This is a genomic window from Aeoliella straminimaris (assembly GCF_024054565.1).
GTDB classification, from domain to species: Bacteria; Planctomycetota; Planctomycetia; order Pirellulales; family Lacipirellulaceae; genus Aeoliella; species Aeoliella straminimaris.
Window position 1 is genome coordinate 68,446 of sequence record NZ_JAMXLR010000092.1, and the last position, 16,854, is coordinate 85,299.

Here is a 16,854-nt window from a genome sequence, read left to right on the forward strand (position 1 = left end):
ATTTGAGTAACTACCTATGACCAACCAAGATCGCAACCAGGTAAATCGACGTGGATTCGGCAAGCAAGCTATGCTGGGTGGCGCAGCGGCCTTGATGGCAGGCAGCGCAGTCCGTGCAGAAGCTGCCAGCGATCCAGCGGGCACCACCACGCCGCGACCCAATCCGATCGCCATTTCCACGTACTCATTCTGGCGATTCAGCGAAGACCCAGCCGACAAGCTCTCCATCGAGCAATGCATCGACGAGTCGGCGCGGATGGGTTTCGACGCAGTGGAAATTCTGCACATCCAGATGTTTGACGACGAATCGCCGGCTCGACTGCAGCGACTCAAGCGACAGGCCCTGATCAATGGTCTGGACTTGTGTGGGTTCTCGACGCACCAAGGTTTCGTCTCGCCCGACGCCGACGAGCGAAAGAAGAACATCGACCACACCATTCACTGCATGCAGCTCGCCCACGAGCTCGGCATCCCCACCATGCGGGTGAACACGGGCCGCTGGGGCACCTCGAAGGACTTTGACGAGCTGATGGCCAACCGAGGTATCGAGCCTACCCTGGAGGGGTACACCGAAGAGGATGGCTTCGGCTGGGTGATCGACAGCATGGAGAAGCTGATGCCGGCCGCCGAAAAGTACGGTGTGCTGCTGGGCCTGGAGAACCACTGGGGACTCGGCCGCACCGCCGAGGGCGTGATGCGGATCGTCGACGCGGTCGACTCACCCTGGCTGCAGGTCACCATGGATACCGGCAACTTCCTGGAGGACCCGTACGATCGCCTTGAGATCCTGGCCCCCAAGACGGTGTATGTCCAGGCCAAGACCTACTACGGCGACGGCGTGTGGTACACGCTCGACCTCGACTACCCGCGAATCGCGAAGCTGTTGAAGCAGCACGACTACAAGGGCTACATCGCGCTGGAGTTCGAGGGCAAGGAGTCGTGGAAGGTGGCCATTCCCAAGAGCCTGAATCTGCTGCGGTCGGCCTTCGGCAGCGTGAGTTGATTTAACTTCAAGACTGACGACGAGCGGATCCCGAGCGGCAATTATGATTCGCCCGCTGGCCGAACGCGCTCAACGCCATCCCCAGCAAGAGTGTGATGATAAGTCCGGAATTTGGTTCAGGAACTTGACGAGCCGTGCTACGCGTTACGGCGGGTCCTCCAGATTGGCCCCAATTGCTCAGTAGCGCCCTCAGTTCCGAATCATCAACGGAAGGGGCGCTCGGAAGGTTTGACACCCAACCTGCCGGGATTGGGGGGATCTGCTCCCCCCAGTTGCTCAATAGTAAGGTTAAGTCGCCATCCTCAACTTGCCAATTCCCGTTAAAGTCACCTGGGATGGCGCCACCGAAGTAATCTTCCACTAGAACTCCCGTATCCCACATCTGCCCCGCCTGACCCACGAAGCCGCCTGACCACAGTGCGAAGCCATTACCAGTACTAGGACTCAATTTGTGGGTCGAAAACGAAAACGCAGGTTTGGGATTGCCATCCTCGAAAGGCTCGCTGCTAAAGGAGGCAAATACTGCGTCAGTGAAGCTCTCGTATTGGCCAGTTACATTAGAGTGCCCTACTGCACCGGCGATCATCTCACCGGTGTAGGGATCCAATCCTGGGTTATCGATGAGTGATGAATCTAAGGGGTTCGAAAAGTCGCTGAATACATGAAACGATTCCGGAATCAACCAGCCTTCAGGCATCTCGAAAAACCACTGGGCAGTCACCACTCCATTCGAAGTCGCTGGAGGTTCTGCGTTCAGTAGCTCTTTGTCTGGTAATACATAGAAAGTCCAGTCGACACGATCATCGTCAAGGTCCCACACTGTTTCGCGGTAGATTGCCGGAATCGCACTTGCCATGTCAGACGGGAAAAACGAAAGTAGCACTGCGACTGCTGAGTAGGACCGAAATCTACTGTCCATTGCCATGACCCTGCAAAGTTGGCTTGTGGCTGTTAATGAGGCCTAGAAGTTCAACTCTTTATGTCGAAAGGCGATGGAAGAGTATACTGAAATGAATTCGGCCGTCGCCTTCAGTTCTATTGGAGAAATTGCGACCGGTCAAATCGAAACTAAAGTATTACGTCAATTAGTGCTGGACGACGATTCAGGTAAAATACTTATATTCGGATAACAATGGATCAATTGCCCGGCCTTCGTGAGATTCTGGAGCTTCCGCTGAGCCAACGCGCCACCATACCGGAAGACTACCTCGACGAGATGGGCCACATGAATGTCATGTGGTATACGCACCTGTACGGTCTGGCGATTCGCGACTTGATTGGCGGGTGTGGGTTCGATCGTGCGTACATCGAGCGGGAGAAGCACGGCACTTTTGCGCTCGAGAAGCACTTGCGGTACTTTGCCGAGGTTCGCGTTGGGCAGCAGGTGTCGGTCTATTCGCGGGTGATTGGATGTAACGCTGTTCGCTATCATCTGCTGCAGTTTATGGTGAACGACACCACGCAGCGGCTGGCGTCGAGCATGGAGACCGTCTCTGCGCACGTGGATCTGATCGAGCGGCGTAGTGCTGCGATGCCACCTGCCATTGCCGAAGCCTTCGGGGAGTTGGTCCGCCAGCACCAGCAACTTGCCTGGGAACCGCCGGTGTGCGGGGTGATGGGAGTCGACATCTGAGGAGGATGCGGGTTGTCGGGCCAGACGTTTTCCCGTTTTCTTAACTGCTGAATTCAGTACGGACCTATAGTTTACTGCTGCTTGAGCAACAAGGAGTTTTCCACCGAATTTCGGGCTTACGCGAGTTACGACACGATGTCTGACGCCCCCAACAATCTCGAAAGCATTCTCACCAGCGAATTGTCGCGCGCCGACGCCGTATCGATCGGCCGGTTGCTGGTCCGCGTGTGGCCCAAGCCGGGCGTCACGCCGGAAGACCGCGCCGACATCATGCAGACCGACCGCGGCGACGCCACGGTGCCGGCGGGACTCGAGAGTCGATCGATTGTCATCCGCGACGGCGACAAAGTCATCGGCCACGCGTCGGCGTTCGTACGGACCGTCGGTACCACGGCGGGCGATATGATGATCTCCGCCTTGGGGTCGGTTTGCACCGATCCCGACTATCGTGGACAGCGGCTCGGAGAGCGATTGGTTCGCGAAGCGTGGAGGTGGGTGGACGAGGGGCGCGTGCCGTTCTCGCTGTTTCAGACCAGCCAGCGGGCCAAGCAGTTCTACGACAAGTTCGGCTGCTTGCTTGTCGAGAACCAGATCATCGACTCGACATGCGACGATCCGACCCGTTGCCCGTTCAAGGACGATCACATTGTCCGCTACCCCGGTTCCGGTCGCGAGTGGCCCAGTGGCACGATCGATCTCCGCGGCCGGGGATACTAGCGGCCTACCACAGTGGTCCCGCAGGGCGTCGCGTGGGTACAATGGGGTGCTCCCCCACTCACCTTCCAGCCTGTAGTTACCCCACCCATGATTTCTAGACGCAACGTTTGCGCCACCTTCGCGCTCGCCTGCCTGCTGTTCAGTTCCTCTTTCTCTTCGGCTTACGATCAATCGGCTGCCCAGCGGATCGAAGAGCGGTTCCGCGATAAGTGGTCTAGCATCGAGGTCTTGCCGCGTTGGACTTCGCCGAGCGAGTTCTGGTACCAAGCGCCTCAAGCTGGCGGTCCAGGCAAGCTGATGCACGTCGACGCGGCTGCAGGCAATCGCCTCGAGGCGGAGGATGGCGACAAGCTTCCCGAGCAGACTGCCGAGCCATGGAAGCCCAACTCCCGTCAACGCCATGGCCGGCCGACGAGGACCTCGCCCGACGACAAGTGGCGCATCACCGTCCGCGACCACAACCTGTGGCTCATCAATCGCGAGACCGACGAGGAGATTCAGAAGACTACCGACGGCGTGAAGGGGCACGGATACGACGCCCGCGTCTACTGGTCGCCCGATTCTACTCACTTTGTCGCCATGCACACCAAGGGCGAAGGGGACCGCCGCGTGTATCTGGTCGAGTCGTCCCCCGAAGATCAGCTGCAACCGAAGCTCGACTCGTACCATTACTTGAAGCCGGGCGACGACATCGCCCTCCGCCGGCCGCGGTTGTTTGCTGTGGGGGACGCGCCCGAAATCGAAGTCTCCAACGAGCTGTTCGACAACCCGTGGGAGATTGGCGAGCTGCGGTGGGATCCCGAGAGCCGCTTTTTTACGTTCTACTACAACCAGCGGGGCCATCAGGTCGCCCGCGTGCTGAAGGTAGATGCCGAGACAGGCGAGGTGCAAACGCTGGTCGATGAACAGCAGCCGACGTTCATCGACTACGCCCACAAGCACTTTGCCTATTATCTGGACGACACCGCCGAGCTGATCTGGATGTCGGAGCGAGACGGTTGGAACCATCTGTACCTCGTCGATATGAACACCGGCGAGGTAAAGCATCAGATTACCAAGGGGGAGTGGATCGTTCGTGGCGTGGAGCACGTCGATCCCCAGAAGCGTGAGATCCTGTTTCGCGCCGGTGGCATCTATCCTGAGCAGGATCCCTACTACGTGCACTACTGTCGCGTGGGGTTCGACGGAGAGAACCTGGTCAAGCTCACCGAGGGCGATGGCACGCACAAGGTGCAGTACTCTCCCGAAGGAGATCTGTTGATCGATACCTACTCGCGGGTCGACCTGCCGCCGGTCACCGAGCTGCGCCGTGCGAGTGATGGCACTTTGGCAATGAAGCTCGAAGAGTCGGACCTCGGCGCGCTCACGGAGCTCGGCTGGCGCCCGCCGGAGCGATTCGTCGCCAAGGCTCGCGATGGCGAGACCGACATCTACGGTGTGATCTTCCGTCCCACCGACTTCGATCCCAACCGCCTGTACCCTGTGGTCGAGGACCTCTACGCAGGGCCGCAGGGGTCGTTCGTGCCCAAACAGTTTTACCTGATTCATAACGAACAGCGGCTCGCGGAGCTCGGATTCATTGTGGTGCGGATCGACGGTTTGGGGACCTCCAATCGCTCGAAGGCGTTTCATGACGTCTGCTGTAAGAACCTGGCGGACGCCGGCCTGCCCGACCGCCGTTTGTGGATGAAGGCGGCCGCCGACCAGTATCCGCAGCTCGATCTTACTCGCGTTGGCGTGATGGGGCATTCGGCCGGTGCACAGAGCGCAATGGGCGCGCTATTGTGGCATGGCGACTTCTACAAGGTGGCTGTCTCCAGTTGTGGTTGTCACGATAATCGCATGGACAAGATCTGGTGGAACGAACTCTGGATGGGCTGGCCCATCGGTCCGCACTACGAGGAGCAGTCGAATGTCACGAATGCCCATCGACTCGATGGTAAGCTGTTTCTAATCGTGGGCGAGCTCGACAAGAACGTCGACCCCGCTTCAACCATGCAGGTGGTGGATGCCCTGATCAAGGCCGATAAGGACTTCGATATGCTGGTCGTCCCCGGCCGTGGGCATAACACGTTCACCCCGTACGTCGAACGCCGCAAACGCGACTTCCTGATGGAGCATCTCGACGCGACCACGCCCAAGTTCCTGGACACTGGCGCCACGTCGCTCGCCAAGTAGCGGGGCAGTACAGGGGGCATGATGTTCGCACGTTGGTTCGGCTCGATCGCCATCGCGGTGCTGGCCGCCAGTGGGCTGCGGTTTCTTGCCGCTGTGTTTGCCGTCGGTGGCCATTGGGCCTTCGGTACGGGGCTGCTGAGCATCGGTTCGCTCGCTTGTTGGTCTTTGCTGTTCGGCACAATGTGGCTGGTATGCAGCCGGCAAAAATGGTGGAGGAAGTCGCTGGCGGCCCTCACTGGACTCGCGGTGGTCCTGTTCCTGGTGGTGGTCTTTCCGCCGTACTGGTTGATGTCGATCGTCAATCATTGCTCCACCGCACGGTTTTGCTTCGACACGGAGCAAACCGTCGTGGCCCTCACCATCGACGACGCCATCGACCCGGAAACTACCAGCCAAATTCTCGATGTCCTGGAGGCCCACTCCGTGCGGGCGACGTTCTTTGTCATGACCGACACCATCGGCGACGACGAATCTTCGCGCGCCGTGATGCAGCGGATTGCCGCCGACCATGAGTTCGGCAACCACCAAACCCGCGATCGCCCAGGCTGGCGAATGTCGCGCGAAGCTTTTCGTGCCGATGTCCGGCAGGCAAAAGACCGCCTCGCCGAGTTCGGCGCCGTCCACTGGCTTCGCCCTGGCGGTGGTTGCTTTACTCCCTCGATGGCCCGCACGGCCAAGGGCGAACAACTGCAACTGGTGCTGGGTTCCGTTTATCCGTGGGACAGTCATCAATCGTCGGCGGAATTCTCCGCGCGGTTCGTCCGCGCTCGGGTGCGTCCAGGCTCGATTATCGTTCTGCACGACCGTGGCGCTCGCGGCACGCGGACCGTCGAGGTGCTCCAGCGCGTGCTGCCGGCACTTGCAGCCGAAGGCTATCGCGTGACCACGCTTTCGGAGGTCACCGAGGTCCCTGACTGACACAACATTTCCTCAATCGCCGCCACGGCCGCGGGGGTGCCGTCGAACTCCGCACGGCGACCGGTGAGGTTCTGGCGATAGGTCTCCCTGTCGGCCAGAAACTCTTCGAACTGCTCGCGCTTCACCTCTTCGACTGCGGCCCAGTCGCCGGCGCCGAGCTCCTTCACAAAACTCGCATTGATACATTGCTCGAAGTGCTTACCTTCGGGGATGGCGAACATCGGCTTGCCCAGGTGCAGTGCTTCGCCGCACAGCTGATTGCCGGAGGCCGCGATCACCGCGCTGCAATTCACCAGGGCTTCGGTGAATGAGTCCTCGTCGATCTCGCAGAACTCGGCCGAACCACGTGGCTCCCGCGGACCGAGGCCGTAAATGCGAATCGGCACGCCGAGATCCACCAGCACGTCGACCACTCGTTCGGGCGTCTGCCGCCGGAGGTAGCTCAGCACAAAGTCGCCGGTGGTCGTTTCGCGGTTGCGAATCGTCGGCCGCAACAGCGGGCCGACCTGCACGACGTCCTCGAATCCAGGGCGGAGCGGCGGTTTGTAGAACGCGCTCACGACGGTCTTTTGCTGCCCGATGCCGAACATCCACACGGCCAGACTCATGCTCTTGGCCCACCATTGCAGTCGCGACGGCAGCGACGACAAATCGTACGCCACGAGGAAGTGCTGATGGTCGAAGCTCAGCACCGGCACGTTCGTGCGATGCGCCGCTCGGGCCAGCAGTGGCTCGAAGTCGCTGATCACCAGGTCGGGCTTCTCGTCGCGCACCACCTCCGCCAGCGGTGCGATCAGCTTCTCCTTGTTCCACCACATGCCGAGGCCGTGGTTGATGGTCTTGATCAGGTTGAGCTTCTTCTCGGAGTAATGAAACTTGAGCCCAGGGATTTCACGGACCTCGACGTCGCTTGACTCGCCATACTGCTTGCTGAGGAATGCCAGCGCGTCGTGCGAGGTAAACAACACAATGCGGTGCCGCGAGCGCATCTCCTCAACGATGGTCCGCGCCCGCGCGGCGTGCCCGCGACCTTCGCCCATGATGCTGTAGAAGATGGTGGACATGCGTGGTGGCGGGTGACTGGTACAGTTGGCGAGGGAAGGGGACTTCAAACATGGACAGGCTGGCGAGGTTCCCCTCAACCGGCGCCAATCTTACCAGCGAATCGCAAACCTCGGCAGTGTAGTTGTCCTGGCTTGAACCAGCGGAGTTTTGGGCCAAGGCCAGTTGTTCCACAACTTCAATCCATGGTCCCAAAAAAGAGCTTGGGGGTGAGGGTGCGCGTGATGTAACTTCTTTGTGGGAAGTAAGTTGTGTCATGGTGCCGTCCCAAGAAGCCCGGAGTTTTGTCCCAGGTATATTGGCCGCTGTCCCAATTGGCCCAAAACTCAATCGACGGTGGTGCCAGGAGTGCACCGAAGCGACGAGCGCAAACCGGTAGCTCAAAGCGAAGAAGACTCGCTTAGCCCGATGGATCTGCAATTTCTTGCGCTGTCGAGTTCGTGCAGACAGATTACCGCACCACCATTAGACCGACCTGGCAGGCGGGTTCAACGCCGTTTTTTTTACACCGGTGGTATTGAGAGAAGTTTAACCACGGAGGCACAGAGTGCACGGAGCGCGCCACTGGCAGGAGAAACCTCCGGATACTGACATCGCAGAATCGCTGATGGCCCATATTTCATCATTTGTGGTGCCGGCACAGCAATTCTATCCCGAAGAGGTCTCAACACCCTAGCTCCGGAGTGAGCGCCGGCGAGGTTCTAAATGATGGACAACAGAAAAGGACTAAGTTGTCGCCGCCCATGTCAGAAATTACGCCGCCCTGTGTATAAGGATATATTGAAGGTGCGCCGTGATGAACATGAACCCCGAAACCCGTGCTAGCCTGTTGCTCCGCGTCCGCGATCCGGCGGATCAGGCGGCGTGGGAAGAGTTTGTCGAGATCTACCGTCCCGTTATCTTGACCCTTGCGCGGCGAAAAGGTTTGCAAGCTGCCGATGCGGAGGACATTGCCCAGCAGGTGCTGGTGGCCGTCGCTCGGGCTATCGAGCAGCGCGAGCATGATTCGCAACGAGCGCGGTTTCGTACCTGGCTGCATCGGGTTGCGCAGAATGCGATTCTCAACGCGCTCTCACGCGGTAAACCAGACCGCGCGACGGGGAATTCGACCGAGCACGAGTTGATCAACGAGCACGCTGCGGTGGAAGGACCCGACTCGGACCTACTGCGACTGGAGCATCGCCGCGAGGTGTTTCGCTGGGCGGCGCGGCAGATTCGCGGTGAGTTCCAGCCGGCCACGTGGGATGCATTCTGGCTGACGGCCGTCGAGGACCGGCCAGTGGATGAGGTGGCCAATCGTCTGGCGAAATCGCCCGGTGCCATCTATGCTGCCCGCAGCCGGATCGTGCGGCGAATACAGGAAAAGATCGCTGAATACGAACAGGCGGAGTGACCCACCCGTGTCAGATTTCTATTCGCGGTGTGTATAGACTGTCGGGAGATAAAATCATGAGCAGTTACCCGACAATTTGCGATGCCCAGTTGATCGAACGCTTTCTCGACCATCAGCTCACCGAGGAGCAAGAGGACGCGTTTGAGCAACATCTGAACGATTGCGTGGTGTGCCGCGATAAACTGGAGTCGGTAGCCGCCAGTGACGAGATCTGGATGGGCCTCCGCGAGTCGCTTGTCCATGTCCTGAAGGACGAATTGGATAGTCGCGAGCAACCGGAAACTTCCGTCGGCCTGGAACAGGTCATCAGCCGTCAGTCCATTCTGGAGTTGCTCGCTCCGACGGACGACGAGCGGATGCTGGGGCGTTTGGGGCCGTACGAAGTGATGGGCATTGTGGGCGCGGGCGGGATGGGCGTGGTGCTCAAGGCACTCGACCCCTCGCTGAATCGCTATGTGGCCATCAAGGTGCTGGCGCCCCATTTGCGAGTTAGCGGTGCAGCCCGGCGGCGGTTTTCGCGCGAAGCGCAGGCGGCCGCCGCGGTGGTACACGACAACGTGATCGAGATTCACGGCGTAAGCGAAATGGGCGGCGTACCCTACTTCGTGATGCGGTACGTTCGCGGTCCTTCGCTGCAGAAGAGGCTCGACGACAACGGTCCCCTTGCGCCAACCGAGGTACTCCGCATCGGCATGCAAGCCGCCCGCGGTTTGGCGGCCGCTCACTCGCAGGGATTGGTGCATCGCGACGTGAAGCCGGCGAATATCCTGCTGGCCGATGGAGTCGAACGCGTAAAGCTGACCGACTTTGGCCTCGCCCGGGCGGCCGATGATGCCAGCCTGACACAGACCGGTTACATTGCCGGCACGCCTCAGTACATGTCGCCAGAGCAAGCCCGCGGCGAGACGGTCGACGAGCGGAGCGACTTGTTCAGCCTGGGCAGCGTGATGTACGCGATGTGCACTGGCCGAGCTCCGTTCCGAGCGGATACCAGCTACGGCGTGTTGCGGCGAATCACCGACGACGCGCCCCGGGCGATTCGCGACATCAATCCGGACATTCCGGAGTGGCTGGGCGAGATCGTCGAACGGTTGATGGAGAAACATGCCGAAGATCGCTATCGCTCGGCACAAGAGGTGGCGGATCTGTTAGAGCAATGCCTGGCGCACGTGCAACAACCGGCCATGACCCCTCTACCCGAGTCGCTGAGGAAGACCTCGCCGAGCGGGGTAATTTCGTTCTTTACAAGCAAAAAAGGAATTCTGACTATGGTGACTTTCACGATGGCTCTGCTGGGAGCAATAGCTATCTCGGCCACTTCACCGCCGCAAATCGCCGGCAATTGGCATGGCGAAGGTTGGGGCAACGTAGTGCTCGAAGAATCCAAGCCCGGCACTTACGAAGGGACCTATAAGGACGCGCTAAGCGAAAAGCCGGGGACGATCCAGCTGAAGTGGTCGCGCGTCGAGCGACGCTACAACGGCAAGTGGAGCGACGAGCAGGATCGCTTCGGGTCGATGTCCATTCGGCCGGTCGGCGACGACATTCGCGGCGCGTGGACCACCAGCCGCGAGTCGGGTACGAACCCTGAGACTCCTGCATTGGCGGATCTGCAGTGGGAGCGGGGGCACACTCGATCCGTTGATACGCGACAACCAACGAGGGATCGAACGGGCCAGGCCCTCGAGTTCTATGAATCGGAACAGGCGCGAAGAGCCAACCTGATGGCGCGACGATTCTTGAGCGCTGTGTACGCCGGTGACAAGGACGCGGCTGTGAAATGGGTCGATCAGACGAATCCAAACATGGTAAAGAGCATGACCCAGGAGAACATCGACTCGCTTCGCGCCATATACGCGGGAAATCCCAATGCGATCACACGGCTGGGTCCCACTCGACTTGTGGACGAATGGGCCGCGGTGTACATCGCCCCTTTAGACTCGCAGAGCGATTACACCGTCGGAATTGTCCTCCGAGACACACCGGAGGGTTGGCGGGTATATCATGTGGATGACTATTCCAGAGACGACCGCCTGGCCGACTTTCTGCGCCGCCATTGGGGCGTCGAATTCAAGAAGGTTGGCGAAATGAACGTCGCCAAGCAGAAATACAAAGACCAACAGAGATTATCCGAGGCGCGACTTGTGGCACGCGGATTCTTCAAGGCCGTCCAGGAGGAAAAAATGGACAAAGCCAAGGACTTCGTCGACCAGGAGAGCCCAGCTTTCGTAGAGAGCTTGACGAACGAGGATTTCGAGTCGTTACGACAAATGTACGCCCGAAACCCCAAGTGGACATCGAGCTATGGGGCCGGATACGTAGAAGGTGACTGGGCGGTCACGTACCTGAGTCCGCCCGATAGCCGGGGCCCGCTCACCGTGGGGATCGTTCTCCGCGACACGCCCGATGGCTGGCGAGTTTACCATATCGACGATTTCTTCACCGACACCAGGCTCTCCGACTTTCTGCACCGTCATTGGAGCCGTGGTGACTCGAAGAAGGCCGACAAGGCGATCGACGCCACGCAGGATGGCGAGGACGAACAGCAGATTGGCGACGTCGCCGTGGTGATGCTGGGTTTCCTAACCGCGTTGCAGAATGAGGAACTGGACAAAGCCAAAGGGTTTCTCGATTTGGAAAACCAAGCATTCGAAAAGGGCTTAAAGAAAGAGAACTTTGACGCGCTACGGAAGCTGACCATTCGCGATCCGAAGGTGCTTCCGAGGATTGGGACCGTCCATGTAGAAGGAGACTGGGCGGCCACTTACCTTGAGCCGGCCTCTGCCGAAGACACGCGTACCGTGGCTTTCGTTTTGCGTAGGACGTCCAACGGCTGGCGGATTCGCTATACCAGCGGTTACAACCCCGCGAGCAGGCCAATCACCGATTTTTTGGCCCCCTATAGGGAAGGAGATTCCAAGAAGGAAGTCGGCTTCGTTCCCGTAGTAAGCCAACCGCTGGCGGAGGCGATTGACGAGGTAATGAAGACGGTGCGCGGCGAGAAGGAGAAAGGGGCTTGGGGGCGGGTTAGCGACCAGGACCTGGAAGTGATCCAAGCATGTCAGGGATTCGAAAAGTTACGTATCGACCATTTGGAAGTAGGCAAGGACGCTGCCTTCTGTGTGACGACGCCAGTAAAGAACGAGCAGGGCCAATTGCTAGTGGCAGAAATGATGTTCGATAGGAGAGCGCAGGGAACCTGGAACCTGGTGATGTTCGACGTAGAGCCTGCCGACGAAGTCGAACGAGATATCGCCAAGTTTCGAGGCCGGTGGCGGGACGCCGAGCAGATGGTAATGCCCAGCGGGAGCGACGACGAGATCCCGTCGCGATTTCGCTTCCTTCGCGGCGAGCGTGGCTCGTCGGCTATTCAGTCGTCAGAGGAGCTTACGCCGGCTTCCGCCCCATGAATCGGAAGTACGGGATCCGTAGCATCGGGATCATCATGATCTTGCCGGCGTGTTCGTTCACGCTCACCGTTTCGAACCGGCGCTCGAGGTAGGGCAACAGATCGGGGTTCGGGAAGACGTTGTCGTTGGCAAACCAGATGGGCCAGAAGGTGCGGCGGAACCAGGAGTGTTTTTGCCGGCCCTCGGTGGGATACTTCTTGGCGACGTAGAAATCCACGACGCCGATCGTGCCGCCCGGCTTCAGCAGCGTGAGCGCGTGGTCCACGGCGTCGTACCAGTTGGGGATCATGGTGAGCGAGTAGCAGAACGTCACCACGTCGACCGAGCCGGGCTCGATCTCGACCATCGTCGCGTCGGCGTGCACCAGTTCGATGTTGTGCCAGCCCTTTTCCTCGACGCGCTTTTGGGCTACGCCGAGCAATGATTCACTCAGGTCGACCAAGGTTGCCTGGCGGAAGTTTGAGAGGCGGTCGCCCCAAGCTTCCACGTTGCGCGCGGTGCCACAGCCCAGGTCGAGCCACACGCCACCCTCGGGCGCAGGGAGATCGGCGAACAACTCGTCGCGGCCGTGCAGCATCTTCTGCCGCGTGGCGTCGTAGTGTTCGGCCTGGCCGGCGTAAAAGCTATCGAGCCGTTGCTGGTGCGACTCACCCCGAATGGGCGAGAGAACCATGTGATACAGAGTCTTCAGTTGACCCAGTGCGCTCATTGTTGTCGTCCGCCGCAGCGTAGGGGGAAGTCTTGTGAAGCGTGGCGATGTCGAAACTGCCGTAGGTGTTCACCCGATCCTGGGCGTGCAGTTCGTCGGCCAACTCTTTGTTGTATTCCAACAGCTCGCCCAGCGAATGACTCTCGCCGTTCAGTTGGACTTCAATCGGATTGATGAACTCGACCTCCAGGGCCGCGCTGCGCCACAGCAAGATGGAGCGATCGTCGGCGTGATCGACGATCGACTGCCATTGCCGCTTCAGGATGTCGGCATGATGCTCGGCGAGCCAGTCCATGTGATCGAGTAGCACGTACCGCGAGTAGGTCTGGCTGGTCGATTCGAGGTAGTCGAGGATGGTCGTGGTGTGCGTGTGAATGCGATCGACCAGGCCGTCCTTCAACCGGGCGAAGTTCTCCTCACGCAGGTACTCGGGGCAGCACTCGTGGGTGTACTCGCCGGTGAGATAAACTCGCCAGAAGTAGTTGTCCTTGAGTGGCAGCTTGGTGAACACCGCGTCGAGGCGGTCTTCGATGAACTTGGCGATGCCGCCCGGGTAGAACTTCTCCAGCTGACGCCGCTGTGCCCGGGGCACGCCCAGCAGCGAAAGCGTGGCGTCGCGGCGCAACAGGAACTCGAGCTTGGGACCCCAGAACGACGACTTCAACGTGTCGTAGTAGATCTTCTGTTGTTCTTCGAGCGTTTGCGCCTCCAGCAGCCGTTCGATTTCCGGACGGACGCGGGCAATGCGGTTGATGTAGGCGTTCATGCTCCAGGCGAAAAAGCCTGCTGAGCCGCGGAAGTAGAAGCTGGGGCGGCGACCTTTGCCATAGAAGAACTTGCCGTTCTTGTCCCAGTACTCACGGGCGGCGTGGGGCAGGGCCTCGCGGAGCGACTCGCGATAAACTTTGTCCCAGTCGGTCAGCCGGCCGCGGCCGAACATCTCGAAGAAGGTCTCGAAGTCGAGTTGACGGATGCCCGCCAGCTTAAGCTCCAACAGGGCGTTCTGGCGGGGATTCACGTCGACGGTGTCTATCCGCTCCAGGCCGTCCAAGGCGTAGTCCAGTGCGTTGCACCCTGCGGAGGTAATTACCAGCAGCCGGTCGGAGGGGCCGAGCTTCATCGCGATGCGATCGAGCTTCGGATCTTCCCAGCACGTGTTGTAAACGAGGTTCTTGCCGTGCGTGAAGTTAAATACGGCTCGGCTTAGTGTGGCAGCGAGCATGCATGTTCCTGTGGCCTGATGGAAGGTGGGCAGGCGAGGGAGGCGATCGGGGGCTTAGCCGCCTGCGGCGGTGGCCTTTCGCGCGGCACCTGTGGGCTGCCGCCGTGGACCGGTGATCGTGTTGATTTGTGTGGAGATTTTCCCGCCAGGCGGCCGTCGACAGCACCATTGCCTTGAGTAGCAAGACGAGCCGTCGGCCAGCCGTACGCATCGACACCCTCATGGTGTGTTCACCAATCGCGTTATGGTCCCTGTTTTGCCGGCAGAATGCAAGGGTCTGCACGGTCGGTGAGCCCGGAAACGCATCAAAAATCGGTAAAATGGGGCGTTCTCGTAAGGTAGCCCCGACGAGCTAAATCCAGCTCGCTGTTCAAGGTAACCGTGGGAGGCCATTCCGACGCCGGACGGGACCCTATGAGGAATTCCGTGAAACGCGGCGAATATTGGCAACAAACCATCGAAGTCCGGTATGCCCCGCGAGCCTGCAACTGCGCGAAGGAGTTGCTACGCAATCAGGACACCGGCAGCCGATTCGTCCAGCTCGGACGCTTCGACCTTGGCGGCTGGCAGTTGAGCCAGGATGCGGCCGTCGGCTCGGTTGAGCTCGAAGGTGCCGTCGTCGAACTCCACCAGGGCGGTGCAGTTCTCGACCCAGTCGCCCGTGTTCAGATAGGCGAGGTTGTCGAGCTGCATGATGCGGGGCGTATGGATATGCCCGCAGATGATGCCGAAGCAGCGGCGCTCGGCGGCCGCTTCGATCAGTTGGCCCTCGAAGTCGCTGACGTGCTTCACCAGGCGTTTGACATTGCGTTTGACCATGCCGCAGAAGGCATAGCGATTGTGCTTCTTGCCCCGGGCCCAGTTGAGCCAGTAGTTAATGCTCAGCAGGTTATCGTAGGCATACGCGCCCACCAGGCTGAGCCACGGCATCGACTGCTCGACCTTGTCGAACTTGTCGCCGTGGGTGACCAGGAACCGGCGACCATCGGCCGCCTGATGGACAAACTCGTTCCGCATGTCGACGATGCCGTAATCGGCAATGAAGTTGCGGAGGAATTCGTCGTGATTTCCCGGCGTATAGTAGATCTTCGTACCGCAACGTTTGAGCGACATCAGCCGGTGCAGGATACGGTCGTAGCAGGCCTTCCACCGCCAACGCCGCTTCAATTTCCAGCCGTCGATAAAGTCGCCAACGATGTACAGGTGCTCGGGCTCGTAACGCTCGAGTAGTTCCAGAAACGCTTCGGCCTGGGTGTGCTTCGAACCGAGGTGCACGTCGCTGATGAACAGCGAACGAACCGGCTCGGCGGCGATAGGGTAAGACCCCGAGCCTTGGGCCGGCAGCATCCCGACGTTGAAGCTGGGAGTGGCGATGTTGGGGCGAGCGATGGTGGTCACTTCGTTTCCCTTACAAACGGGTGCGTTCGCCGCGGCGGACGCTTCCTTACGACCGACCCCGCATAGCGAACCGGACAGCTCATCTTCTCTATAGGAAGTATCTGCTCGGTCCGTTGTGGTTTGACTAACCGGAGGTGGGAACTTGGTTAAAGGTTGGTTCAGTTTTCGTTAAGTGCTAGCAGTTGGCCGCATATTATAGCATTTCGGGAGGCAGGGGACAGCCGAACGGCGGCCGGGGGATGAGTTTCGCATGTGTTTTGCTGCAGGGCAATACATAACCGATGATTCCGAGGGATTTCGCCGCGGAAAGCGGAATCTTGGTGGATGCGGAAAACGCGGTAGGAGGGGCGGGAACCCGGAGTTGCAGAAACGCCCAGAAATTCGTGGAGCCACGAGGCATGCTGCGGCTGGCGGGAGGTGGAAGACTTTAAACGCGAGCCTTCAACACCTTCACCATCTCCGACACCCATTTTACCTTATCCCGCTGCAGTGTCGGCAGAGGATGGAAATAGCGTCCAGGCTGGTCGGGCTTGGGGAGTCCCGTGACGCATGGCTCGCCGGCCAGCGCGGTTTCGGCTTGCTGGATGAGCGGCTCCAGAAAATCGCCGACGCCCCATGCGCAGATTACGGGTCCTTCGGCCCGCCGCTGGAGCTGCCGCTTTAGCTCTGCCGAACGCTGCGGGGCGAATACCGAATGGACTCCTCCCAAGGCGAGCGGCTCCAGCTGCTTCAATCGCTTGGCAAATTGCGGGCTCTTCGCTTCACGTAGGTCCGAGAGATTGAGCACGCGGACATACTTCCAGCCGAAGCAGTACATCACCCGCATCACCTGGTACTGCGTCGTGTCGGGCTTGGTGGGTACGGTGGTGGCTTTGAAATTCGAGATCTGCTTCGAGTCGATATCGTGCTGCGTCCCCACCAGCGGCTGGGAGGAACCTGGGTTCATCATCACGAACACGGCATCCGCTTCGCCGGGTGGATCCAGCTCTTTGTGCATGATCTCCAGCACACTGCGGCACTCGAGCGGCTCACTTCCTGCGACGCTCAACGTATAGAAGTGACCGGTGACATTGAAATGGCGTTTCAGGTCGCCCGCGGGGATGAATTTGGTCATGAGCTTGAATACTTGTCAGTCCATTTGTGCAATGCGATGTGGAAAGTCACTAATCCGCGTCGCCCGTGACTAACTTCCCCGAGTTGCGAACCAGGAT

The 16,854-nt window shown here is 59.6% G+C and carries 13 protein-coding genes; 7 read left to right on the forward strand and 6 right to left on the reverse strand.

The annotated features are described in order from the left end of the window. The first annotated feature begins 16 nt into the window (after positions 1-16). On the forward strand, positions 17-1,003 hold the full coding sequence (locus NG895_RS26135) for a sugar phosphate isomerase/epimerase family protein (RefSeq protein WP_425267264.1): 987 nt from the start codon (positions 17-19) through the stop codon (positions 1,001-1,003). A gap of 7 nt (positions 1,004-1,010) precedes the next feature. Here the strand turns inward: NG895_RS26135 and NG895_RS26140 are convergent, their stop codons facing one another. Then, the gene (locus NG895_RS26140) at positions 1,011-1,886 is read right to left on the reverse strand and encodes a hypothetical protein (protein WP_252855508.1); all 876 of its coding nucleotides are present in this window, start codon (positions 1,884-1,886) and stop codon (positions 1,011-1,013) included. Positions 1,887-2,135: 249 nt separating this feature from the next. Here NG895_RS26140 and NG895_RS26145 point away from each other — a divergent pair, with 249 nt between their 5' ends. The 4 genes from NG895_RS26145 to NG895_RS26160 all read left to right on the forward strand — a co-directional run bounded on the left by NG895_RS26145 (position 2,136) and on the right by NG895_RS26160 (position 6,449). After that, positions 2,136-2,636: a thioesterase family protein gene (locus tag NG895_RS26145; RefSeq protein WP_252855509.1), complete on the forward strand. Its 501-nt coding sequence runs from the start codon at positions 2,136-2,138 to the stop codon at positions 2,634-2,636. A 135-nt stretch (positions 2,637-2,771) separates the two neighbouring features. Continuing rightward, on the forward strand, positions 2,772-3,353 hold the full coding sequence (locus NG895_RS26150; RefSeq protein ID WP_252855510.1) for a GNAT family N-acetyltransferase: 582 nt from the start codon (positions 2,772-2,774) through the stop codon (positions 3,351-3,353). A gap of 87 nt (positions 3,354-3,440) precedes the next feature. Continuing rightward, a complete protein-coding gene (locus tag NG895_RS26155; protein WP_252855511.1) occupies positions 3,441-5,531 on the forward strand; it encodes a DPP IV N-terminal domain-containing protein in 2,091 nt (696 codons plus the stop codon). Positions 5,532-5,549: 18 nt separating this feature from the next. Beyond that, positions 5,550-6,449, forward strand: a complete 900-nt coding sequence (locus NG895_RS26160; protein ID WP_252855512.1) for a polysaccharide deacetylase family protein — start codon at positions 5,550-5,552, stop codon at positions 6,447-6,449. Here NG895_RS26160 and NG895_RS26165 read toward each other — a convergent pair. Next, on the reverse strand, positions 6,404-7,513 hold the full coding sequence (locus tag NG895_RS26165; protein ID WP_252855513.1) for a glycosyltransferase family protein: 1,110 nt from the start codon (positions 7,511-7,513) through the stop codon (positions 6,404-6,406). The genes NG895_RS26160 and NG895_RS26165 overlap by 46 nt on opposite strands. An 800-nt stretch (positions 7,514-8,313) precedes the next feature. Here NG895_RS26165 and NG895_RS26170 point away from each other — a divergent pair. Together NG895_RS26170 and NG895_RS26175 are read left to right on the forward strand one after the other, a co-directional pair. Continuing rightward, positions 8,314-8,904 (forward strand): RNA polymerase sigma factor, encoded by a 591-nt coding sequence (locus tag NG895_RS26170; RefSeq protein WP_252855514.1) that lies wholly within the window; start codon positions 8,314-8,316, stop codon positions 8,902-8,904. A gap of 56 nt (positions 8,905-8,960) precedes the next feature. Next, positions 8,961-12,314, forward strand: coding sequence for a serine/threonine-protein kinase (locus tag NG895_RS26175; protein ID WP_252855515.1), 3,354 nt, complete (start codon positions 8,961-8,963; stop codon positions 12,312-12,314). On the opposite strand, the gene NG895_RS26180 is transcribed toward NG895_RS26175, so the two are convergent. The 4 genes from NG895_RS26180 to NG895_RS26195 all read right to left on the reverse strand — a co-directional run bounded on the left by NG895_RS26180 (position 12,292) and on the right by NG895_RS26195 (position 16,757). After that, the gene (locus NG895_RS26180; RefSeq protein WP_252855516.1) at positions 12,292-13,023 is read right to left on the reverse strand and encodes a class I SAM-dependent methyltransferase; all 732 of its coding nucleotides are present in this window, start codon (positions 13,021-13,023) and stop codon (positions 12,292-12,294) included. The two genes, NG895_RS26175 and NG895_RS26180, sit on opposite strands and share 23 nt — an antisense overlap. Further along, positions 12,962-14,245: a BtaA family protein gene (locus NG895_RS26185; RefSeq protein ID WP_252855517.1), complete on the reverse strand. Its 1,284-nt coding sequence runs from the start codon at positions 14,243-14,245 to the stop codon at positions 12,962-12,964. Before NG895_RS26185 ends, NG895_RS26180 begins: the two co-directional genes overlap by 62 nt. A gap of 504 nt (positions 14,246-14,749) precedes the next feature. Beyond that, on the reverse strand, positions 14,750-15,643 hold the full coding sequence (locus NG895_RS26190) for a UDP-2,3-diacylglucosamine diphosphatase (RefSeq protein ID WP_252855518.1): 894 nt from the start codon (positions 15,641-15,643) through the stop codon (positions 14,750-14,752). Positions 15,644-16,070: 427 nt separating this feature from the next. Further along, complete coding sequence (locus NG895_RS26195; RefSeq protein ID WP_252855519.1) at positions 16,071-16,757, reverse strand: DUF1643 domain-containing protein; 687 nt, start codon at positions 16,755-16,757, stop codon at positions 16,071-16,073. Positions 16,758-16,854: the final 97 nt, after the last annotated feature.

Bases quoted from the DNA above. Each gene is read 5' to 3' on its own strand.
- NG895_RS26135 (WP_425267264.1), top strand. From the start codon at position 17: ATGACCAACCAAGATCGCAACCAGGTAAATCGACGTGGATTCGGCAAG.
- NG895_RS26145 (WP_252855509.1), top strand. From the start codon at position 2,136: ATGGATCAATTGCCCGGCCTTCGTGAGATTCTGGAGCTTCCGCTGAGC.
- NG895_RS26150 (WP_252855510.1), top strand. From the start codon at position 2,772: ATGTCTGACGCCCCCAACAATCTCGAAAGCATTCTCACCAGCGAATTG.
- NG895_RS26155 (WP_252855511.1), top strand. From the start codon at position 3,441: ATGATTTCTAGACGCAACGTTTGCGCCACCTTCGCGCTCGCCTGCCTG.
- NG895_RS26160 (WP_252855512.1), top strand. From the start codon at position 5,550: ATGATGTTCGCACGTTGGTTCGGCTCGATCGCCATCGCGGTGCTGGCC.
- NG895_RS26165 (WP_252855513.1), bottom strand. From the start codon at position 7,513: ATGTCCACCATCTTCTACAGCATCATGGGCGAAGGTCGCGGGCACGCC.
- NG895_RS26170 (WP_252855514.1), top strand. From the start codon at position 8,314: ATGAACCCCGAAACCCGTGCTAGCCTGTTGCTCCGCGTCCGCGATCCG.
- NG895_RS26175 (WP_252855515.1), top strand. From the start codon at position 8,961: ATGAGCAGTTACCCGACAATTTGCGATGCCCAGTTGATCGAACGCTTT.
- NG895_RS26180 (WP_252855516.1), bottom strand. From the start codon at position 13,023: ATGAGCGCACTGGGTCAACTGAAGACTCTGTATCACATGGTTCTCTCG.
- NG895_RS26185 (WP_252855517.1), bottom strand. From the start codon at position 14,245: ATGCTCGCTGCCACACTAAGCCGAGCCGTATTTAACTTCACGCACGGC.
- NG895_RS26195 (WP_252855519.1), bottom strand. From the start codon at position 16,757: ATGACCAAATTCATCCCCGCGGGCGACCTGAAACGCCATTTCAATGTC.